Source organism: Nocardioides sp. Soil777, assembly GCF_001428425.1.
Taxonomy (GTDB): domain Bacteria; phylum Actinomycetota; class Actinomycetes; order Propionibacteriales; family Nocardioidaceae; genus Nocardioides; species Nocardioides terrigena.
The window spans coordinates 81,144-101,273 of the sequence record NZ_LMSN01000015.1; the positions used below are offsets into that span (position 1 = coordinate 81,144).

The 20,130-nt window shown below is 72.5% G+C and carries 21 protein-coding genes; 18 read left to right on the top strand and 3 right to left on the bottom strand.

What is annotated here, in order from left to right:
- Position 1: 1 nt before the first annotated feature.
- Positions 2-490: an inorganic diphosphatase gene (locus ASG88_RS11090; RefSeq protein WP_056887829.1), complete on the bottom strand. Its 489-nt coding sequence runs from the start codon at positions 488-490 to the stop codon at positions 2-4.
- A 162-nt stretch (positions 491-652) separates the two neighbouring features.
- Between ASG88_RS11090 and dacB the strand changes: the two genes are divergently transcribed.
- From dacB to ASG88_RS11155, 13 genes are all read left to right on the top strand, one after another.
- Entirely contained in the window at positions 653-2,125 is a 1,473-nt protein-coding gene (gene dacB / locus ASG88_RS11095; RefSeq protein ID WP_056887505.1) for a D-alanyl-D-alanine carboxypeptidase/D-alanyl-D-alanine-endopeptidase, read from the top strand.
- 27 nt (positions 2,126-2,152) lie between these two features.
- The gene (locus tag ASG88_RS11100; protein WP_235534812.1) at positions 2,153-3,211 is read left to right on the top strand and encodes a zinc-dependent metalloprotease; all 1,059 of its coding nucleotides are present in this window, start codon (positions 2,153-2,155) and stop codon (positions 3,209-3,211) included.
- A gap of 8 nt (positions 3,212-3,219) precedes the next feature.
- Positions 3,220-4,221: a tRNA lysidine(34) synthetase TilS gene (gene tilS / locus ASG88_RS11105; protein ID WP_056887507.1), complete on the top strand. Its 1,002-nt coding sequence runs from the start codon at positions 3,220-3,222 to the stop codon at positions 4,219-4,221.
- 207 nt (positions 4,222-4,428) lie between these two features.
- Positions 4,429-5,355, top strand: a complete 927-nt coding sequence (locus ASG88_RS11110) for an endonuclease domain-containing protein (protein ID WP_056887508.1) — start codon at positions 4,429-4,431, stop codon at positions 5,353-5,355.
- Between the two features lie 147 nt (positions 5,356-5,502).
- The gene (hpt, locus tag ASG88_RS11115) at positions 5,503-6,054 is read left to right on the top strand and encodes a hypoxanthine phosphoribosyltransferase (RefSeq protein WP_056887509.1); all 552 of its coding nucleotides are present in this window, start codon (positions 5,503-5,505) and stop codon (positions 6,052-6,054) included.
- Positions 6,055-6,151: 97 nt separating this feature from the next.
- Positions 6,152-8,218: an ATP-dependent zinc metalloprotease FtsH gene (gene ftsH / locus ASG88_RS11120; RefSeq protein ID WP_082600293.1), complete on the top strand. Its 2,067-nt coding sequence runs from the start codon at positions 6,152-6,154 to the stop codon at positions 8,216-8,218.
- A 12-nt stretch (positions 8,219-8,230) separates the two neighbouring features.
- Positions 8,231-8,836 carry a GTP cyclohydrolase I FolE gene (gene folE, locus ASG88_RS11125; RefSeq protein ID WP_056887511.1) on the top strand — a complete coding sequence of 202 codons (606 nt, stop codon included), beginning with the start codon at positions 8,231-8,233 and terminating at the stop codon, positions 8,834-8,836.
- Entirely contained in the window at positions 8,833-9,708 is an 876-nt protein-coding gene (gene folP, locus ASG88_RS11130; protein WP_056887512.1) for a dihydropteroate synthase, read from the top strand. Before folE ends, folP begins: the two co-directional genes overlap by 4 nt.
- Positions 9,705-10,073 (top strand): dihydroneopterin aldolase, encoded by a 369-nt coding sequence (gene folB / locus ASG88_RS11135; RefSeq protein WP_056887513.1) that lies wholly within the window; start codon positions 9,705-9,707, stop codon positions 10,071-10,073. Before folP ends, folB begins: the two co-directional genes overlap by 4 nt.
- Positions 10,070-10,642: a 2-amino-4-hydroxy-6-hydroxymethyldihydropteridine diphosphokinase gene (folK, locus tag ASG88_RS11140; RefSeq protein WP_056887514.1), complete on the top strand. Its 573-nt coding sequence runs from the start codon at positions 10,070-10,072 to the stop codon at positions 10,640-10,642. Before folB ends, folK begins: the two co-directional genes overlap by 4 nt.
- Positions 10,639-11,151 carry a DUF3180 domain-containing protein gene (locus tag ASG88_RS11145; RefSeq protein ID WP_056887515.1) on the top strand — a complete coding sequence of 171 codons (513 nt, stop codon included), beginning with the start codon at positions 10,639-10,641 and terminating at the stop codon, positions 11,149-11,151. Before folK ends, ASG88_RS11145 begins: the two co-directional genes overlap by 4 nt.
- Before the next feature lie 9 nt (positions 11,152-11,160).
- On the top strand, positions 11,161-11,820 hold the full coding sequence (locus ASG88_RS11150) for a hypothetical protein (RefSeq protein ID WP_157559690.1): 660 nt from the start codon (positions 11,161-11,163) through the stop codon (positions 11,818-11,820).
- An 87-nt stretch (positions 11,821-11,907) separates the two neighbouring features.
- Positions 11,908-12,993, top strand: a complete 1,086-nt coding sequence (locus ASG88_RS11155; protein ID WP_200956419.1) for a GNAT family N-acetyltransferase — start codon at positions 11,908-11,910, stop codon at positions 12,991-12,993.
- A 63-nt stretch (positions 12,994-13,056) separates the two neighbouring features.
- Here the strand turns inward: ASG88_RS11155 and ASG88_RS11160 are convergent, their stop codons facing one another.
- The gene (locus ASG88_RS11160) at positions 13,057-14,109 is read right to left on the bottom strand and encodes an ABC transporter ATP-binding protein (RefSeq protein ID WP_414858636.1); all 1,053 of its coding nucleotides are present in this window, start codon (positions 14,107-14,109) and stop codon (positions 13,057-13,059) included.
- A gap of 3 nt (positions 14,110-14,112) precedes the next feature.
- Here ASG88_RS11160 and ASG88_RS11165 point away from each other — a divergent pair, with 3 nt between their 5' ends.
- From ASG88_RS11165 to ASG88_RS11175, 3 genes are read left to right on the top strand one after another with little or no spacing between them, the layout of a single operon-like run.
- The gene (locus ASG88_RS11165; protein ID WP_235534813.1) at positions 14,113-14,835 is read left to right on the top strand and encodes an ABC transporter permease; all 723 of its coding nucleotides are present in this window, start codon (positions 14,113-14,115) and stop codon (positions 14,833-14,835) included.
- Positions 14,832-15,608 (top strand): ABC transporter permease, encoded by a 777-nt coding sequence (locus ASG88_RS11170; protein ID WP_082600295.1) that lies wholly within the window; start codon positions 14,832-14,834, stop codon positions 15,606-15,608. The genes ASG88_RS11165 and ASG88_RS11170 overlap by 4 nt, the downstream gene beginning before the upstream one ends.
- A gap of 55 nt (positions 15,609-15,663) precedes the next feature.
- The gene (locus tag ASG88_RS11175) at positions 15,664-16,611 is read left to right on the top strand and encodes an ABC transporter substrate-binding protein (RefSeq protein ID WP_056887517.1); all 948 of its coding nucleotides are present in this window, start codon (positions 15,664-15,666) and stop codon (positions 16,609-16,611) included.
- A 113-nt stretch (positions 16,612-16,724) separates the two neighbouring features.
- On the opposite strand, the gene ASG88_RS11180 is transcribed toward ASG88_RS11175, so the two are convergent.
- Positions 16,725-17,843: a glycosyltransferase family 2 protein gene (locus ASG88_RS11180; RefSeq protein ID WP_056887518.1), complete on the bottom strand. Its 1,119-nt coding sequence runs from the start codon at positions 17,841-17,843 to the stop codon at positions 16,725-16,727.
- Positions 17,844-17,879: 36 nt separating this feature from the next.
- On the opposite strand from ASG88_RS11180, the gene ASG88_RS11185 reads away from it, so the two are divergent.
- Positions 17,880-19,037 (top strand): sulfotransferase family protein, encoded by a 1,158-nt coding sequence (locus ASG88_RS11185; protein ID WP_056887519.1) that lies wholly within the window; start codon positions 17,880-17,882, stop codon positions 19,035-19,037.
- On the top strand, positions 19,034-19,984 hold the full coding sequence (locus tag ASG88_RS11190; protein ID WP_056887520.1) for a glycosyltransferase: 951 nt from the start codon (positions 19,034-19,036) through the stop codon (positions 19,982-19,984). Before ASG88_RS11185 ends, ASG88_RS11190 begins: the two co-directional genes overlap by 4 nt.
- Positions 19,985-20,130: the final 146 nt, after the last annotated feature.

Here is a 20,130-nt window from a genome sequence, read left to right on the forward strand (position 1 = left end):
GTCAGTGGCCCTCGGTCTGCGCGCGCTCGAAGGACGCGCGGACCTCGGCCTCGGCCTCGGCGCGGCCGACCCAGTTGGCGCCCTCGACGGACTTGCCGGGCTCGAGGTCCTTGTAGACCTCAAAGAAGTGCTGGATCTCGAGACGGTCGAACTTGGAGACGTCGCCGATGTCCTGCAGGTGCTGCAGGCGCGGGTCGTGGGACGGGACGCACAGGACCTTGTCGTCGCCGCCGGCCTCGTCGGTCATGCGGAACATGCCGATCGCGCGGCACTCGATGAGGCAGCCGGGGAAGGTCGGCGCCTGCAGCAGCACGAGCGCGTCGAGCGGGTCGCCGTCCTGGCCGAGGGTGTTCTCGATGTAGCCGTAGTCCTCGGGGTAGGCCGTCGAGGTGAAGAGCATCCGGTCCAGGCGCAGGCGGCCGGTCTTGTGGTCGACCTCGTACTTGTTGCGCGAGCCCTTGGGGATCTCGATCAGCACGTCGAAGAGCAGCTGTCCGCCCTCGGGCGGGTGGACGTCGCTCTCACTGATCTCGTCGCGGACGTCGTCGGCTACCTGCTCGTCGGGCACGGTTATCTCCTGGGGCGTGTGGGTGATCGGCCGCCAGTGTCGCGCACAATGGCCCCCGACGGCCAAAGTGAGGGGGGAATTCCTGTGGGACGTGACCGACGCCACTCGCCGGGACCCACCGGTCCCGGCCGCGTCGCGCACTGGGTGCCCACCCTCCTGGTGCTGGCGCTGGTGGCCGCCGCGTTCGCGTCGTACCGCCTCGACCTCGGCCCCCGCTACCTCCCCTGGCTCGCGCTCGACCCGCAGTCCGAGCCCGCCGCGATCGCCCCACCCGCCGGGGTGGCGCTGCCGGAGTGGAGCGAGCCCGCCTCGGTCTCGGAGGTCGTCCCGCCCGCCCGGCGCGGCACCGTCGACCCGGCCGCCGTCGCCGCGGCCATGGCCCCCGGGTTGCGGGACGAGGACCTCGGCCGGCACGTGGTCGCCGCGGTCGGCGACCTCAACGGCGACGGACCCGTCTGGTCGTACGGCGAGGGCGCGGTCATCCCCGCGTCGACCACCAAGCTGCTCACCGGTGCCGCCGCGCTCGAGGCCCTCGGCCCCGACACCCGCTTCACGACCCGCGTCGTCACGGGCGCCACGCCGCGCGACGTGGTGCTCGTCGGAGGCGGGGACCCCTACCTCGCCAGCAGGCCACTCACTCCCGAGGAGTCGCTGGCGGCCTATCCCGAGCGCACCGACGTGGTGACCCTCGCCCGCCGGGTGGCAGCGAGCGTCGACCCCGGGCAGCGGGTGCGGGTGCGGTACGACGACGGCCTCTTCACCGGGCCGAGCAACAACCCGCGGTGGCGGGCCGACTACGTGCCCGACGACATCGTCAGCCCGATCACGGCGCTGTGGGTCGACCGCGGGGCCTCGCCCACCGGCTTCGGCTACTCCGACGACCCCAGCGCGACCGCCGCCGAGACGTTCGCCGCCGCCCTGCGCGACGCGGGGGTGCGGGTGGTCGGCGCCCCGGCCCCGACCACGGCGCCGGCCGGGGCCACCGAGATCGCCTCCGTGACCAGTGCGCCGGTGGCCGACATCGTCGAGCACGTCCTCGAGGTCAGCGACAACGAGACCGCCGAGGTGCTGGCCCGCCACGTGGGGATCGCGGTGAGCGGTGAGGGGTCCTTCGAGGGCGGTGCGGCCGCGGTGCTCGCCACGCTCCGGGGGCTCGGCGTCGACACCGGCTCCGACGTGATCCACGACGGGTCGGGGCTCTCCCGGCTCAACCGGGTCTCCGCCGGGACCCTCCTGCAGGTGGTGCAGGCGGCCGCCGCACCGGCCAACCCGGCCCTGCGGGCGGTGCTCACCGGCCTCCCGGTCGCCGGCTTCACGGGGTCGCTCGCCTTCCGGTTCGACACCGGCTCGCCCGAGGGGCCGGGGCACGTGCGGGCCAAGACCGGCACCCTGAGCAGGGTCCACTCGCTGGCCGGTGTGACGACCGACCGCGACGGCAACGCCATGGCCTTCGTGGTGGCCGTGGACCGGGCCAGGGACGAGGACAAGCTCGACGCGCAGCAGGCCGTCGACCGCCTCGCGGGCGACCTCGCGGCCTGCCGCTGCAGCGCCGGCTGACGTGGGCCGTCCGGCTAGGGTCGCCCCATGACGTCAATGGTCGACTGGGACTTCGCGGTGAACCTCGGGGCGAAGGTCGCCGGCGACGGCCCCGAGGTGACCCCGGCCGACGCGGCCGCGGCGGTGACCGAGCTCCGCGACGACGCCAACCGCTCCACCGGGCTGGTCCGCGACTTCACCGGCCTGGTCGCCCACGGCAGCTCCGCACCCGTCCTCGTGGTCGACCGGCGCGGCTGGGTGCAGGCCAACGCCGACGGCTTCGCCCGCATCCTGGATCCGCTCGTGACCCGGCTGACGGAGAAGAAGGGCACGCCGCAGGGGCTGTCGCTGGCCATCGGCTCGCGGGTCACCGGGGCCGAGGTCGGCCTCATGCTGGGCTTCCTCGGCACCAAGGTGCTCGGCCAGTTCGACCCCTTCTACGGCCTGCCCGACGGAGGGCCCGACGGGGGAGCCGCCACGGACACCGGCCGGCTGCTGCTCGTCGCCCCCAACATCGTCCACGTGGAGCGCGAGCTCGGCGTCGACCCGACCGACTTCCGCCTCTGGGTCTGCCTCCACGAGGAGACGCACCGCGTGCAGTTCACCGCCGTGCCGTGGATGCGCGACCACCTCTACTCCGAGATGCTCGCCCTGACCGGGACCGTCGAGCCCACCGGGATGATGGACGACGTCGTACGCCGCGTCTCCGAGGCCGTCCGCGGTGGCGGCGGCAGCCTGCTCGACGTCATGGGCACCCCGGAGCAGAAGGAGATCCTCGACCGGATCACCGGCGTCATGTCGCTGCTCGAGGGCCACGCCGACGTGGTGATGGACGGCGTCGGACCGACGGTGATCCCCAGCGTGGAGCGGATCCGGGGCCGCTTCAACGAGCGCCGCAAGGGTGTCGGCACCCTCGACCGCATCCTGCGCCGGCTGCTCGGCCTCGACGCCAAGATGGCGCAGTACCGCGACGGCGCCGCCTTCGTGCGCCACGTCGTCGACAAGGTCGGGATGGACGACTTCAACGCCGTGTGGGCCGAGCCCGCACACCTGCCCAGCAAGTCCGAGATCGGTGACCCGGACGCCTGGATCACCCGGGTCCTCTGAGGCGTGCGGTGAGCCTGCACCCCGCGATCGCTGCCGTACGCCGCGGCGTACGGGCCGTGCTCGACGACCTGCCCACCGGGGCGACGGTCGTGGTGGCCTGCAGCGGCGGCGCCGACTCGCTGGCCCTGATGAGCGCGGCCGTCTTCGAGGGCCACAAGCGCGACCAGCGCGTCATCGGCGTGACCGTCGACCACGGTCTCCAGGCCGGGTCCGCCGACCATGCGTCCCGGGTGGTCGAGCAGATGGCCGGGCTCGGCGCCGACGAGACGATGACCGCCACCGTGGTGGTCGACGCGGCCGGGCTCGGGCCCGAGGCGGCCGCCCGGGAGGCGCGGTACGCCGTGCTCGAGGAGGTCGCCGCCCGGACCTCCGCGGCCGTGGTCCTCCTCGGCCACACCCTCGACGACCAGGCCGAGACCGTGCTGCTCGGGCTTGCCCGCGGCTCCGGCGGCCGCTCGATGGCTGGGATGCGCCGCCGCTTCGACGTGTTCGCCCGGCCGCTGCTCGGCGTACGCCGCGACGACACCGTCACCGCCTGCCAGGTCGAGGGCCTCCGGGCGTGGGAGGACCCGCACAACACCGACCCGGCCTACACCCGGGTGCGGGTCCGCCGCCGGGTGCTGCCGGTGCTCGAGGACGAGCTCGGACCCGGTGTCGCGCCCACCCTGGCCCGGACCGCCGACCAGCTCCGCGACGACATGGGCCTGCTCGACGAGCTCGCCGCCGCCGTCGCCGCCGCCGTCACCACCGACGACGGGCTCGCCGTCGACCCCCTGGCCGGCCAGCACCCCTCGTTGCGTCGCCGCGTGCTCCGCAGCGCCGTCCTCGCCGCGGGCGCCCCGGCCTCCGAGGTGCACCACGAGCACGTGCTGGCCGTCGACGCCCTGCTCACCGACTGGCGCGGCCAGAAGTGGATCGACCTCCCCGGCCACCTGCGCGCCGTACGCCGAGCGGGCCACCTCGTCCTCGAGCGCGCGCCGTCCGCGCCCGGCGGCCCCGGGCCCGCCTGACTCCCGCTGTCCCGGCCGCCCGCCTGACCCCGGTGTCCCGGCCGCCCGCCTGGAGTTCCACGCACCTGCGTGGAAATCCGTGTCCCCGACCCGGTCGCGGCTGCATTTCCACGCACCTGCGTGGAGTTTCATTCCCGCCTCCGACGCGGCCCGGATTGCTCCTGTGGACAACCGTCCGCGACGCCGCCGTCCGGGAAGTCTCCGGGCATGGAGCTCGACACCACCCGACCCTTCCCGCGCTGGCAGGGACTCCGTGCCGGCATCAGCCGCGCGACCCTCGACGGGCCGGGCTACCAACGCGTCCTGCACGGCGTCGTCATCGCGGCCGGCGTCCCGATCACCCCGCGGGTCAGGGCCCAGGGGGCACTGGCCTGCTTCTTCGCGCACGCGTTCGCCAGCCACGCGACGGCGGCCCGTGTCTGGGGAGTGCCCATCGAGACCGGCCCCGGTGAGCACGTCACGGTCCCGGTCGCCGGGGAGAGGCTCCGGCGTGACGGGGTGACCTGCCACGTGCGCGCCGACGCCAGCGCCGTGGTCGTGGACGGCGTCCGCGTGTCCTCGTTGCCCGACCTCTTCGTGGAGCTGGCCGGCGACGTGCCACTCGTGGAGCTGGTCGTGCTCGGCGACTGGATGGTGCGGCGCAAGGGCATCACGCCCGCCCGCCTGATCGGGGCGTGCCGGTCGGCGCCGGGCGTGGCGGGCCGACTGGCGCGGCGGGCCGCGGCGTACGTCCGGACCGGCGTGGACTCGCCCATGGAGACCCGGCTGCGGATGCTCCTCGTGCTGGCTGGCCTCCCGGAGCCCCGCGTCAACGTCACCATCCGCGACGTGGACGGCGAGCCCGTACGACGGTTCGACCTCAGCTGGCCCGAGGGCAAGGTCATCGTCGAGTACGACGGACGGCACCACGTGGAGCGCGAGGAGCAGTGGGAGGTCGACCTGGCCCGCCGGGAGGAGATCGACGACCACGGCTGGCGGATCCTGGTGGTGGTCGCCCGCGGGATCTACCGGGACCCCGGGTCCACGGTGGACAGGGTCTGGCGCCTGCTCCGGGCCCGGGGTGTCCCGGACGTGCCGTCCCGGCCGTCGCAGGCGTGGCGCCCGCACTTCCCCGGCCACGCGTCGTACCTCTGACGACGGACGGATAGCCACGCACCTGCGTGGAAGTGCAGCCCGACCGGCCCGGCCAGGCCTGCATTTCCACGCACCTGCGTGGAGGTCCGTCTTCCGTTCCTCGACCGCCCCGACGGCCGGGCGCCCGGTGCACCTAGGCTGCTCGCCATGGACGCGTCCCACGTGGAGTCTGACCTGGTCAACGTGCTCTTCACAGAGGAGCAGATCCAAGCCCGCCTGCGGGAGATGGGCGAGCAGATCGCCGCGGACTACGAGGGCCACGACCTGCTCATGGTCGGTGTCCTCCGCGGTGCCGTGATGGTGATGGCCGACCTGTCCCGCGCGCTCGGTCGCCACGTCGAGATGGACTGGATGGCGATCAGCTCCTACGGCTCGGGCACCAAGTCCAGCGGCGTGGTGCGGATCCTCAAGGACCTCGACACCGACATCACCGGGCGCCACGTGCTGATCGTGGACGAGATCATCGACACCGGTCTCACCCTCAGCTGGCTGGTCAACAGCCTCGGCAGCCGCGGCCCGGCCAGCGTCGAGATCGCCACCCTGCTGCGCAAGCCGGAGGCGCTCAGCATGCCGGTGGAGCCCAAGTACGTCGGCTGGGACATCCCCAACGAGTTCGTCGTGGGCTACGGGCTCGACTACCAGGAGCGCTACCGCAACCTGCGCGACATCGGCACCCTGGCGCCGCACGTCTACTCATGAAAGCCCCCGCGCTTCACCCCGCCTGAAAGAATGGGCCACACCCGCGGGTGGGCGTGACGATGTACGGTCACACCCCCCGAACCCCTCGTCGCGAAAGATGCTTGTGAAGCGTATTTTCAAGGGCCCTTGGCTGATAGCGCTGGTGGCGGGCGTCGCCGCGCTCCTCGCCATCCAGTTCCTCATCCCCAACGGCGGGTACGACGAGGTCAAGACCTCCGAGCTCAACGCCTGGATCGCCGACGGCGACGTCAAGGACATCACGTTCGTGGACGGCGACCAGGAGATCCGGGCCACGCTCGACTCCGGCGTGCGCGAGGGCAGCGACAAGGTCGTCGCCTACTACATCCAGGGCCAGCAGGAGTCGATCCTGGCGGCGGTCGACGAGCAGGTGGTCGCCGGCACCATCGAGGAGTCCAACTCCGAGAACCCGCAGCCCAGCATCCTCGGCTCGCTCCTGGTCACCCTGCTGCCCTTCGCCCTGATCGTGCTGCTCTTCATCTTCTTGATGAACCAGGCCCAGGGCGGCGGCCGCGGCGTCATGCAGTTCGCCAAGAGCAAGGCCAAGCTCATCACCAAGGACATGCCGAAGACGACGTTCTCCGACGTCGCCGGCTCCGAGGAGGCGGTCGAGGAGCTCGGCGAGATCAAGGAGTTCCTCCAGGAGCCCGCCAAGTTCCAGGCCGTCGGCGCCAAGATCCCCAAGGGCGTCCTCCTCTACGGCCCGCCCGGCACCGGCAAGACGCTGCTGGCCCGCGCGGTCGCCGGCGAGGCCGGCGTGCCCTTCTTCTCGATCTCCGGCTCGGACTTCGTCGAGATGTTCGTCGGCGTCGGCGCCAGCCGCGTCCGCGACCTCTTCGAGCAGGCCAAGGAGAACGCCCCGGCCATCGTCTTCATCGACGAGATCGACGCGGTCGGACGCCACCGCGGCGCCGGCATGGGCGGCGGCCACGACGAGCGCGAGCAGACCCTCAACCAGCTCCTCGTCGAGATGGACGGCTTCGACGTCCGCGGCGGCGTCATCCTCATCGCCGCGACCAACCGGCCCGACGTGCTCGACCCGGCGCTCCTGCGCCCGGGCCGCTTCGACCGCCAGATCCAGGTCGACGCCCCCGACCTCAACGGTCGTCACCAGATCCTCAAGGTCCACTCGCGCGGCAAGCCGATGGCCCCGGAGATCGACCTGCTCAGCGTGGCCCGTCGTACGCCGGGCTTCACCGGCGCCGACCTGGCCAACGTGCTCAACGAGGCGGCGCTGCTCACCGCCCGCGGCAACGAGAAGCTCATCACCGACGCGTCCCTCGACGAGGCCATCGACCGCGTGATCGCGGGACCGCAGCGTCGTACCCGCCTGATGAGCGAGAAGGAGAAGCTCATCACGGCCTACCACGAGGGCGGCCACGCCCTCGTCGCCGCCGCGGTGCCCGGCACCGACCCGGTGCACAAGGTCACGATCCTCCCGCGCGGCCGGGCCCTCGGCTACACGATGGTCCTGCCCGACGAGGACAAGTACAGCCAGACCCGCTCGGAGATGCTCGACAAGCTGGCCTACATGCTCGGCGGCATGGCGGCCGAGGCGCTGATCTTCCACGACGTCACCAGCGGCGCCGGCAACGACATCGAGAAGGCCACCAGCCTGGCCCGGGCGATGGTCACGCAGTACGGCATGAGCGAGCGCCTCGGCGCGATCAAGCTCGGCGACAGCACCTCCGAGCCGTTCCTGGGCCGCGACATGGGCCACCAGCGCAACTACTCCGAGGAGGTCGCCGCGGTGATCGACGCCGAGGTCAAGATGCTCCTCGGCACCGCCCACCAGGAGGCCTTCAACATCCTCGAGCAGAACCGCGACGTCCTCGATGCCCTGGTCCTCGAGCTCCTCGACAAGGAGACCCTGGACAAGGCGCAGATCGCCCGGATCTTCGAGCCGCTGCGGCTGCAGGGCGCGCGTCCGGCCTGGACCGGGTCGCCCGACCGCAACCCGTCGGCGATCCCCCCGGTCGAGATCCCCGAGGAGATCCGCGAGCGGGCCCGCAACGCCAACGGCACCGCCCCCGACCAGGCCCAGGGCGGCATCGTCCTCACCCCGCCCGGCGCCGGCGGCGACACCCACGGCGACACCGTGGGCGGCACCGACACCACGCCGCCCACCCCGCCCACGACGACCTGACGGGCCCACGCCATGACGGACCCGATCAGCCTCGACGAGCGTGAGCTGCCCGACTTCGACCACGCCAGGGCAGAGGCAGCGGTGCGCGAGCTGCTGCACGCGATCGGGGAGGACCCCGACCGCGAGGGCCTGCAGGACACCCCGGCCCGGGTGGCGCGCGCGTACGCCGAGCTGACGGCAGGCCTGCGGCAGCGCCCGGAGGACGTCCTCACCACCACCTTCGACATCGGCCACGACGAGATGGTCCTCGTGCGCGACATCGAGCTGTGGTCGATGTGCGAGCACCACCTGGTGCCCTTCACCGGAGTGGCGCACGTCGGCTACATCCCGGCCGAGACCGGCAAGATCACCGGGCTGTCCAAGCTGGCGCGCGTCGTCGACGTCTTCGCCAAGCGACCGCAGGTGCAGGAGCGACTCACCACGCAGGTGGCCGACGCCCTGATGGAGATCCTCGAGCCGCGCGGCGTCATCGTGGTCATCGAGGCCGAGCACCTCTGCATGACCATGCGCGGGGTGCGCAAGGCGGGCGCCCGCACGATCACGTCGGCGGTGCGCGGCATCATGCACAACGCCGCCACGCGCTCCGAGGCGATGGCGCTGATCCACTCCCGCCGATGACGCTCCCCGAGCGTCCCCTCGTGATGGGGATCGTCAACGTCACCCCCGACTCCTTCAGCGACGGCGGCCTGTACGCCGACACCGCGTCCGCGCTCGCCCACGGGCGCGACCTGCTGGCCCAGGGGGCCGACGTCCTCGACGTGGGCGGCGAGTCGACTCGGCCGGGGGCGACCCGGCCCGTGGTGGCCGAGGAGCTCGACCGGGTCGTGCCGGTCATCTCCGGGCTCGCCGCGCTGGGTGCGGTCGTCTCCGTCGACACCATGCGCGCCGAGGTCGCCGCGGCCGCGCTCGAGGCCGGGGCGCGGATCGTCAACGACGTCTCGGGCGGGCTGGCCGACCCGGCGATCCTCGACGTCGTCGCGGGGTCCGACGCGACGTACGTCGCCATGCACTGGCGCGCGCACAGCGACCGGATGGCCGACTTCGCGACGTACGACGGTCCCGGCGGCGTCGTGACGGCCGTCGTCGACGAGCTGGGCGAGCGCCTGCACGCGGCGACCGCCGCGGGCATCGACCCCGACCGCGTCGTGCTCGACCCCGGCCTCGGCTTCGCCAAGCGCGGAGAGCACAACTGGGAGCTGCTGACCCACCTCGAGGCGGTGGCGGCCCTGGGTCGTCCGCTGCTGGTGGGCGCGAGCCGCAAGAGCTTCCTCGGCGCCCTGCTCGCCGGCCCCGACGGCACACCGCGACCCCCCGGCGAGCGCGAGCACGCGCACTCCGCCCTGGCGCCGCTGCTCGCCGACCTGGGCGTGTGGGGCCTGCGGGTGCACGACGTACGCGCCACCACCGACGCCCTCGCGGCCTGGCAGGCCTGGCGGACCCACCGGTCGCCAGGGCCCGCTCCGACCACCGGACAGGAGCAGCACCGATGACCGACGAGCTGAGCATCACGGGCGTCGAGTGCTTCGCGCACCACGGCGTCTTCGACTTCGAGCGACGCGAGGGACAGACCTTCGTGATCGATCTCGCACTGGGCATCGACACCCGTCCGGCGGCCGCGTCCGACGACTTGCAGGACACCGTCAACTACGGGACTCTCGTGGACCGGGTCCGGGCGGCAGTCGAGTCCGACCCCGTGGACCTCATCGAGACAGTGGCCCAGCGCATCGCCGACATCTGCCTGACCGATGGTCGTGTTGAATGGGCCCGCGTCACGATCCACAAGCCAGATGCACCCATTGACGCGACATTTCGGGATGTCGCGCTGACGATCACCAGGACAGAGGCCAGTCGATGACCGAGACCCCCAATCCCTACATCGTGGACACGGACTCCCTCACCGGAGAGATGCACCCGATCCGCCGGATCGTGGTCGCGCTCGGATCCAACCTCGGCGAGCGCCTCGCCACCCTCCAGGGCGCCGTGGACGCGCTCGCCGACACCCCTGACCTCTTCCTCACCGGGGTCTCGCCGGTCTACGAGTCGGAGCCGGTGGACTCGCCGGTCGAGGACTCGCCGATGTTCCTCAACGCCGTCGTGCTGGCCGACACCACCCTCCCGGCCGCCCGGCTGATGGAGCGGGCGCTGGCCATCGAGGACGCCTTCGCACGCGAGCGCAGCGACCTCCGCAACGCCCCGCGGACCCTCGACGTCGACCTCATCGTGGTGGGTGACCGCCGCGCCGACGACGACTTCCTGCGCCTGCCGCACCCGCGCGCCCACCAGCGCGCGTTCGTGCTCCAGCCGTGGCACGACCTCGAGCCCGACGCCGAGCTCCCCGACCACGGCCCGATCGCCGAGCTGCTCGACCAGGCCGACGCCACCGGCATCTCGCGCCGCGACGACCTGGCCCTCGAGGTCCAGTGACCGCAGGCCCTCCCGACGGGGACCCGGAGGTCCCCGGTCCCGAGGAGGAGCCGGAGGGCCGCCTGCGTCCGACCTCCGCCACCGCCCTGGCGGTCGCGGCCGCCATCGGGATGGTCGGGGGAGGGGTGCTGCGCGACGTCGCGGTCGCCCTCGACGGGACGGCGCCGATCGTCACGTGGGTCCAGGTGCTCGCCCTGGTCTTCGTGGCCTGCTTCGTCGGTGCGCTGGCGTGGGACACCCGCCGGACCCTCCACGTCCGCCACGAGCGGCTGGAGCCGCACCGCGCGGTCAACCGGCTCGTGCTGGCCCGGGCCTGCGCCCTGGTCGGCGCGCTGGTGGCCGCGGGCTACGCGGCGTACGCCGTGACCTGGGTCGGCGACGCCTCCGAGCTGGCCGACCAGCGGGTGCTCCGCTCGGCCGTGGCGGCCGTCGCCGGAGTGGCGATCGTCATCTCCTCGCTGCTCCTCGAGCGCGCGTGTCGGCTGCCCTCCCGCGAGAACGGGCCCTAACCTGCTGGTATGCCTTCCCTCCAGCCCCAGCAGTCACAGGTGTCCGCTCCGGCTGCCCCGGCCCCGACGAGCACCGCGCCCAGCGCGCGCAGTGCCTCCCGTCGTCGCCAGCGCAGCACGCGACTGACCGTGGCCGTCGCCCTGCTCGCCGTGGCGACCCTGCTGGTCGGGTGGGCCCTGGTCGCCGGCACCGGCTGGCTGACGTCGCTGGTCGCCGTCGCCGCCCTGGTGCTGGGCGCCGCCGCGACCCGCATCACCCACACCGAGGTCATGCAGGCCCGCCGCGACGCCGCTCGTGACCGCGCCGAGCAGGCGTCCGAGTACGCCGCCCTCACCGCGGAGCGCACCGCGGAGAACGCCGTCTTCGCCGCCGACATGCGTCGCAAGATCGCCGATCGCGAGGAGGTCATCGACGGCCTCGAGGTGGCCCTGAGCAAGGCCCAGCGCCTCGCCGCCGACCAGACACGCAAGCTCAACGCCGAGGCCCGTCGCGCCGACGTCGCCGAGCGTGAGGTCTCCGAGTCCGCCCGGCTGCTCGACGCCTCGGAGGACCGCGCGGCCGAGGCCATCGTGCTGGTCGCCGAGCTCGAGGCCGAGCTCGACGTGATGCGCGCCGAGCTCGTCTCCTGGAAGGCCGCCGCGGCCGCCAAGCGCGCCGAGTCCGCCTGATCCACCAAGCCGCTGCGCGTCCCGCCGGCGGTGGGCGGGTGACGGTGGCCGGGTGACCGCCCGGCCCGTAGGGCAGAATCAACCGATGTGATCCCTGAGGACAACCGGTTCGAGAGCGACCCCGCCAGCGTCATCCCCGAGGATCACCCGCTGCCGGAGGGCTGGGAGCCCGGGCCGGTCGACGGCGGGGACGCCGCGACGGTGGCCCGCCTCACGGACCTCCTCCGCGCCCACGAGGCCGCCGGTCGCGGCTGGGCGGGCGCGTCCGCGGACGACGTACGCGTCGAGGTCTCCCACCACGGCCTCGCCACTCGCGAGAACGTCGTCGTCCGCGACACCGCGGGCACGATCCGCGCCTGGGGCAGCGTGCACGACCGCGCCGAGGGCCGGATGCTCTTCGTCCACGTCGTCGACCGCGACCTCGACGACGACACGGCGTTGGCCTGCTCCGACGTGCTCGTCGAGTGGGCCGAGGCCCAGGCCCGGTCGGTGGGCGAGGGACGCGGGCTCGACGTCCAGCAGATCGACACCGGAGCGTTCGCCGACGACGAGCGCCAGCACCGCTTCCTCGAGGGAGCCGGCTTCACCAAGGTCCGCACCTGGTGGCAGATGAGCCGTCCGGTCACCGCCGACGAGGCGACGCTGGTGGCCGACCCGGCCGGGTGGGAGCGCAAGGGCGTGCGCTTCCGCCTCGTCGGTCGCGAGGAAGACGGGATGCCCGACGAGTCCTGCCTGCGGGCGGTCCACGACGTGCTCGAGGGCGCGTTCACCGACCACTTCAACTCGGCGGAGGAGACCTTCGACGAGTTCATCCACCGGCTCCGCGAGGACCCCGGCCACCGCTGGGACCACTGGTGGCTCGCCGAGCTGCTCGACGACCCGGAGGCCCCCGAGCCCGTCGGCGCCCTCGTCGGCACGGTCTCGGAGAGCGACGGCGGCCCCGACGGCTCCTACGTGTCCTACCTCGGCGTCCTGGAGTCGGCCCGTGGCCGGGGCGTGGCGACCGGGCTGCTGCGCACGATCGTGGCCGACGCTGCTGCGCGCGACCGGGACCGGGTGGGCCTCGAGGTCGATGCGGACTCCCCGACCGGGGCCGACGGCCTGTACGTCGCCATGGGCTGGGAGACGCGCTACGTCACCGAGTCGTGGCACAAGGACGTGCCGGTCCGCTGACGCCGCATCCAGGGCCCAACGCAGGGTTCAGCGCAGCGCTCAGCGCAGGGACTCGCGCAGGGTTCAGCGCAGGGACTCGCGCAGCGCGCGGTGCACCCCGGCCGGCGTGAGCACGCCGACGAAGGCCGCACCCTGCTTGACCCCGATCATCGGCTTGTCGTCGCGCAGCAGCGCGGCGAACGCCTCCTCCAGCGTGGAGTCGAGGTCGATCGCGGCACCGAGCTGACCGCCCTGCACGCCCTCGAGCGGCTCGAGGTGCTCCACGCGCAGGGGCGTCACGGCGAGGCGGCGCAGGCCCCGCGTCGAGCCCACGAAGTCGGCCACGAAGTCGTCGGCCGGGTGGGCGAGCAGCTCCATCGGCGTGGCGAACTGCGCCAGCCGGCCCCCGGTCGCGAAGACCGCGACCCGGTCGCCCATCCGCACCGCCTCGTCGATGTCGTGGGTGACGAGCACGACCGTCTTGCCCAGCTCGCGCTGGAGGCGCAGGAACTCGTCCTGGAGCCGGGTGCGGACGACGGGGTCGACGGCGCCGAAGGGCTCGTCCATCAGCAGCACCGGCGGGTTGGCCGCCAGGGCGCGGGCCACGCCGACGCGCTGGCGCTGGCCGCCGGACAGCTGGTGCGGGTAGCGGTCGGCGTACTGGTCGGGGTCGAGGCCCACGGTGTGCATGAGCTCGCGGGCGCGCTCGCGAGCGGTCGTCTTGGACTCGCCGTACAGCAGGGGCACGGTCATCACGTTGGTGATGATCTTCTGGTGCGGGAAGAGGCCGATCTGCTGGATGACGTAGCCGATGCCGCGGCGCAGCTCCACCGGGTCGGCGTGGGTGACGTCCGTGCCGTCGAGCCAGATGCGCCCGGTGGTGGGCTCGATGAGCCGGTTGATCATCTTGAGCGTCGTGGACTTGCCGCAGCCGGACGGACCGACGAGGCAGACCATCTCGCCGCGGCGTACGTCGAGGTCGAGCTCGTGCACCGCGACCGTGCCGTCGTCGTAGGTCTTGCCCACGCCGGACATGCGGATCATCGTGTCGGAGTCCGCACCGGCGGCCGCGTCGTCGTGCGCGTCGGGGGTGGCCGACGCTGACTGGAATCCGTGGTCGGAGGCGGTAGCGTCCATGCGGTGACCCTACTGGTGCAGGCCGCGCAGATCCGGCTGTCGAGCGCCGACGAGCCGAGCTGCTACAGCCGACAGGTCAACGAGTGGGTCTGCGGTGAGTACGTCGTGGACCGCTGGGACGAGATCGTCGACGCCACGGTCCAGCACATCGGCATCACGGTGGTGGCGGTGGTCCTCGGGCTGCTGATCGCGTTCCCGCTGGCGCTGCTCGCGCGCCGGCTGCCGCGGCTCGAGTCGGGCATCCTCGCGGTGACCACCGGCATCTACACGGTGCCGTCGCTCGCGCTCTTCCCCCTGCTGGTGCCCTTCACCGGGCTGTCCGCCACGACGGTGGTGATCGGGCTGGCGCTCTACGCGCTCACCATCCTGGTCCGCAGCCTGCTGGAAGGACTGCGCTCGGTGCCTGACGAGGTGCGCGAGTCCGCGGTCGGCCTCGGCTACGGGCGCAGGTCCCTGCTGATGAAGGTCGAGATGCCGCTGGCCCTGCCGGTGGTAATGGCCGGCCTGCGGGTCGCGACCGTCTCGACCGTGGCGCTGACGACGGTGGGATCGCTGGTGGCGTACGGCGGCCTCGGCAACCTCATCAAGGACGGCGTGCTCACCAACTTCCGCGCCGAGCTCTTCACCGCGTCGGTGCTGTGCGTGCTGCTGGCCGTGGTCTTCGACGCGCTGCTGGTGCTGATGCAACGGGTGCTCACCCCGTGGACGAGGGGAGTGCGGGCATGACCGTCCTCACGGACATGTGGGCCTACCTGTCCGACCCGGCCAACTGGACGGGCAGCGACGGGATCCTCGCGCTGATGGCCGAGCAGCTGCTGCTCACCTTCACGGCCCTGCTGATGGCGATGGTGCTCGGGCTGCCGCTCGCCCTGTGGCTGGGCCATTTGGGCCGGGGCGGCTTCCTGGCCATCAACATCTCCAACATCGGCCGCGCCGTGCCGACCTTCGCGCTGCTGGCGCTGCTGGTCGTCGCCCCGTGGCCGGGCACCGACTCGTTCGGCCCCTACGGCCGCGCCGGCCTGGCGACGCTGATCGCCCTCACCCTCTTCGCGCTGCCGCCGATCATCACCAACTCGTACGTCGCCATGCGCGAGGTCGCGCCCGACGTGCGGGAGGCGGCGCGGGGGATGGGCATGACCGGCCGTCAGCAGTTCTGGCGGGTGGAGCTCCCGCTGGGCCTGCCGCTCGTGATGTCGGGCCTGCGGCTCGCGCTCGTGCAGGTCTGGGCGACGGCGACCATCGCCGCGCTGGTGGCCGGGCCGGGGCTCGGCCGGATCATCACCGACGGGTTCTTCCGCTCCAACTACGGCAAGGGCATCGCGGGTGCCGTCGTGGTGGCCGCGGTCGCGCTGGTGCTCGAGATGGCGGCGGCGCTGGCGCAGCGCGCGGCCGACCCCGCGCGGCGTACGGGTGCCTCCATCACCCCCGCAGGTGGTCACGACGACGCGTTGTCGGTGACCGGGGCTACCGTGGAGTCCTCCGCCGAATCCGTCGGCTGAACGCAGCATCCGGACACGCGCACCCTCGGGATGCGGGACACAGAAGGAACCTCCCATGCACCTCGCTCGCACGTTCGCCGCGGTCTTCGCCGCCGGCGCCCTGACCCTCACCGGCTGCGCCGGCGACGACCTCGCCGAGGACTCGGCCTCCGACCCCGAGACCTCCGCCGCCGCCGACAAGGGCTCCCTCACCCTCGCCGGGCAGAACTTCCCCGAGGCCACCCTCGTCGCCTCGATGTACGAGCAGCTCCTCGAGGACGCCGGCTACACCGTCGAGACCAAGCTGGTCGACTCCCGCGACGCCTACATGCCGACCTTCCCCGGTGACGTCGACATCGTTCCGGAGTACGTCGGCGGCATCGTCAACTTCCTCAACACCCAGGCCAACGGCGCCGACGCCGAGCCCTTCGAGGCCGGTGACGGCGAGCAGCTCGCGTCCGACGGCGCGTCCCTGCTCGAGGAGGCCGGCATCGAGCTCCTCGACCTGTCGCCCGCCACCGACGCCAACGCCTTCTTCGTGACCCAGGAGTTCAGCGAGGCCGAGGGCGTCACCACGCTCTCCGACCTCGAGGGCCAGTCGGTCACCCTGGCCGCGGCGCCCGACTGCGAGGGCCGCCTCGACTGCGAGGGCGGGCTCTCCGACGAGTACGGCATCGACGTCACCGAGGTGCTGCCGCTCGGCTACGCCTCCGACCAGACCTACCAGTCGGTCCTCGACGGCGAGTCCGAGCTCGGCGAGACCTCCACGACCGACGGCACCCTGGAGTCCCAGGGCCTGGTGATCCTCGAGGACGACAAGCAGATCCAGCCGGCGCAGAACCTCGTGCCCGCCGTCTCTGCCGACTTCCTGGCCGACAACCCCGACGTCGCCGACATCCTCAACCCGCTGATGGCGGCGCTGACGACCGAGGGGCTCACCGAGCTCAACGGCCGGATGGCCGTCGACCGGGAGACCGCCGAGGACGTCGCGGCCGACTTCCTCAGCGAGCAGGGCCTGCTCTGACCCGCTGACCGTTTCCTGCTTCCGTCAAAGTCCCCGCTCAGGCGGGGACTTTGTCGGTTGCTGGCCGACATGTCGGCCAGCAAGCGTCAACATCCCCGCTGGAGCGGGGACTTTCACACCTCGTGCGGCCGCACCTCCAGCGCCGCCGGGTCCACGGTCGCGACGTCGAGCACCCGGTGCGGTACGTCGAGTCGCCACGCACCGCTGGCGACGTCCTGCACCCGGTCCGCCGGCCCGTCCAGGCCCGCCACCCAGGTCATCAGCTCGGCCGCCTCGGCGCGCCGGTCCTGCTCGACCAGCCACCCGCAGAGCCGGTGCACGGGCGGCAGCCCGCTGTGCACCAGGGAGCGCTGCCCCCAGAGCTCCAGCACCCCGGCCCGCAGCAGCCGCCACCACTCCTCGCTGGCGCCGGGGATCAGCAGGAAGTAGCGCCACAGGTCGCCCGCCAGCACCCGGTCCACGACGTACGACGTCACCTCCGGGTCCCCGTGCTCCTCGACCGAGGCGAGGGTCATCCGCTTGGTCTCCCAGCGGTCGACGAGGTCCGGCACGGACGCCCGCTGCTGGGTGATCGAGGTGCCGTCGGAGCGGATCCGCCAGTGGTAGACCGGCTCGTCAAGGACGTCGAAGGTCCCGGCGAGGTAGGCCCGGGTGGTGGTCGGCTGGTCCTCGTAGCGGATCCGCTCGGGCCACGACAGGCCGGCGGACTCCCAGAAGGACCTTCGGAACAGCTTGTTCCAGGCGAAGACGTCGCCGAGGATCTCGGGGTGATCGTGCGCCCGCACGCCGGTCAGGGGCGGGTGGTGCAGCCGCCGCATCCACGGCGGCTCTGACAGCGTGCCGTCCTCCCAGCGCAGCACCGAGCCGGTCGCGAAGTCCGAGCCGGACGCCTCCAGGGACCCGACCAGGACGGCGAGGGCGGTCGGGGGGAGGACGTCGTCGGAGTCGAGGAAGGCCAGGTAGTCGCCGCGGACGTGGCGCAGGCCTTCGTTGCGGGCGGCGCCCAGCCCGCCGTTGTGGGTGTGCACGACCCGGATCCGCGGCTCGCGGGCGGCCCACTCGTCGGCGATCTCGCCGGCCCGGTCGGGGGTGCCGTCGTCGACGACCACGGCCTCCCACCGGGTGTGCGTCTGGGCCACCAGGGAGGCCAGGCAGGCGGGCAGCCACTCCTCCACGGCATAGACGGGCACGACCACACTGACGAGGGGCTGTCGCCGACCAAACCACTTCACAGGTGGGGACAGTAACGAGTTGTAGGCTCACCGACCGTGACTGAGGCGAGCGGGACCACCGGAGCGACGGCCGGATCGACCATCGGGTCGGCGGCCGGATCGACGACGCAGCGGCAGGCCCGGGCCATCGACGAGATGAATCCCGACGGCGTGCCCCGCAAGGTGCTGTTCGTCGCCGGGGCCGGTCGCAGCGGCACCTCCACGATGGCCGGCATCACCAGCCTGCTCGGCATGCACGTCCCGTTGCCCGAGGTCCCCGCCGACGCGTCCAACCCCCGCGGCTTCAGCGAGCCCCAGTGGGTCGTCGACCTCCACGACCGGCTCCTCAAGGAGGCCGGCGTCCAGGTGAGCGACAGCCGGCCCAACGCGTGGTTCGAGACCGGTCGCATCTCCACCCGCGAGCCGGCCCGGATCCGGGTCGCCGAGTGGCTCGAGCCCCACTTCGACGTCCACCCCGAGCTGGTCGTCAAGGACCCGCGGCTCAGCTGGTTCATCGGCCTGTGGCGGGTGGCCGCCATCCGCACGGGTGCGACCCCCGTCTTCGCCACCATGCTGCGCCCCCCGGCCGAGGTCGTGGGCAGCAAGCAGAAGTACTACGCCAACAAGCTCGGCGCCTCGCACCTCGCCGCCAGCTGGCTCAACATGCTGCTCCACACCGAGCGCGCGACCCGCGAGAACGCCGGCGGCGCCCGGGTCTTCGTCCGCTACGAGGACCTGCTCACCGACTGGGTCAAGACCACCATGCACGTCGGCCGGTCCCTCGACCTCCAGACCATCATCCACACCCGCAGCGACCAGATCCGCGAGGTCCACCGCTTCATCGACCCCAACCTGCGGCGGGTCACCCAGAGCCTGGACGACCTCGGCCTCCCGCCGCGGCTGCACGAGCTGACCGCCACCACGTGGGAGGAGCTCAACAAGCTCGCCGAGCCCGACGGCGACACCACCGACGTGCATGCCACCCTCGACGAGCTCCGCGACGCCTACACCGACCTCTACGAGGAGGCCGAGGCGATCAGCAAGTCGTCGGTCGTCGCGGCCCGGATCGCCGGTGCCCAGGCGGCGGGCGCCGACCAGCCGGCCCCGGCCGCTGGCCTCGCCGACAAGATCCCGCACGACGTGCGCGCCAAGATCCCGCCGTCCGTACGCCGCGGCGTACGCAAGGCGCTCGGTCGGGAGCGGTCCCAGGGATGAGCATCCCCATCGGCTCCGGCCGCGGCCTCAGCAACCTCGAGGGGCACACCGACTTCGACATCGTCTGGCCCTGGAACCGGGAGGGCGGCCTGCGTCGCGGCGCCACCGCCGTGCTCCGGGTCAAGAACGAGGCGCCCTCGATGCGCTTCGTGCTGCCGCCGCTGCTGCGGGCCTGCGACCACGTGCTCGTCGTCGACAACGGGTCCGACGACGGCACGGGCGAGGCGGCGCGGGCCGCGGCCGCGGACGCCGGTCTGCCGGACAGGCTGACGCTCGCGGAGTACCCCTTCTCCGTCGCCCGTGCCGGCGCCGAGCACCTGGCCGTCAACGAGCGGTCGGTGCACTCGCTGGCCTACTTCTACAACTGGTGCTTCAGCCACGTCCGGACCCGCTACTCGTGGAAGTGGGACGGCGACATGGTCCTCACCACCGAGGGCGAGGTCTCGCTGGCCGACCTGTCGTGGCAGATCGGGATGACCGACGCCGTGGTCCGCATCCCGCGCCACGGCCTCTACATCAAGGACGACACCACGGCGTACCTCGACCTCGGCCTGCGCAACATCGAGGAGTGGGGCTTCCCGATGAGCCCGGACTTCGTCTACTCCAAGGCGCCGGAGTGGGAGATCCGTACGACGCCCGAGACGTTCCGGATGTTCGCGCTGCCGCAGGGCCTCGTCGTCGAGCTGAAGTACCTCGACGGTGACGAGTTCGCGCACTGGACCGACCCGGCGTCGTTCGCGACGAGCATCCGCAACCGGCGCAAGCGCCGCGAGTGGACGGTATTCAACGCGCTCAACAACGGCGAAGTCCCCGAGGGGGTCACCGAGATCGTCGCCCCTGCCGGGGTGCACGTCGTCGACCACGTCACGCACGCGTGGCTGCCGCGCGCCCCGCGCCCCTTCGCCGTCGATGACCCCGACCACGCCAAGCTGCACCTGCGCGCCTGACACCGCTCATCCCGGACGGTCGGCGCCCGCCGACCACCACGTCGGTGTCGGGTAGGTCACGTTCACCGACTGTTCACACGGCCGTTTCGCCGGGCGTACTCTCGTCGCAGTCACGAGCACATCGAGCGGTACCCAACCTGCCCCAT

Bases quoted from the DNA above. Each gene is read 5' to 3' on its own strand.
- hpt (WP_056887509.1), top strand. From the start codon at position 5,503: ATGGACGCGTCCCACGTGGAGTCTGACCTGGTCAACGTGCTCTTCACA.
- ASG88_RS11150 (WP_157559690.1), top strand. From the start codon at position 11,161: ATGCCTTCCCTCCAGCCCCAGCAGTCACAGGTGTCCGCTCCGGCTGCC.
- folB (WP_056887513.1), top strand. From the start codon at position 9,705: ATGACCGACGAGCTGAGCATCACGGGCGTCGAGTGCTTCGCGCACCAC.
- ASG88_RS11175 (WP_056887517.1), top strand. From the start codon at position 15,664: ATGCACCTCGCTCGCACGTTCGCCGCGGTCTTCGCCGCCGGCGCCCTG.
- ASG88_RS11110 (WP_056887508.1), top strand. From the start codon at position 4,429: ATGGAGCTCGACACCACCCGACCCTTCCCGCGCTGGCAGGGACTCCGT.
- ftsH (WP_082600293.1), top strand. From the start codon at position 6,152: ATGCTTGTGAAGCGTATTTTCAAGGGCCCTTGGCTGATAGCGCTGGTG.
- folE (WP_056887511.1), top strand. From the start codon at position 8,231: ATGACGGACCCGATCAGCCTCGACGAGCGTGAGCTGCCCGACTTCGAC.
- ASG88_RS11190 (WP_056887520.1), top strand. From the start codon at position 19,034: ATGAGCATCCCCATCGGCTCCGGCCGCGGCCTCAGCAACCTCGAGGGG.
- ASG88_RS11160 (WP_414858636.1), bottom strand. From the start codon at position 14,109: ATGGACGCTACCGCCTCCGACCACGGATTCCAGTCAGCGTCGGCCACC.
- ASG88_RS11100 (WP_235534812.1), top strand. From the start codon at position 2,153: ATGACGTCAATGGTCGACTGGGACTTCGCGGTGAACCTCGGGGCGAAG.
- folK (WP_056887514.1), top strand. From the start codon at position 10,070: ATGACCGAGACCCCCAATCCCTACATCGTGGACACGGACTCCCTCACC.
- ASG88_RS11170 (WP_082600295.1), top strand. From the start codon at position 14,832: ATGACCGTCCTCACGGACATGTGGGCCTACCTGTCCGACCCGGCCAAC.
- folP (WP_056887512.1), top strand. From the start codon at position 8,833: ATGACGCTCCCCGAGCGTCCCCTCGTGATGGGGATCGTCAACGTCACC.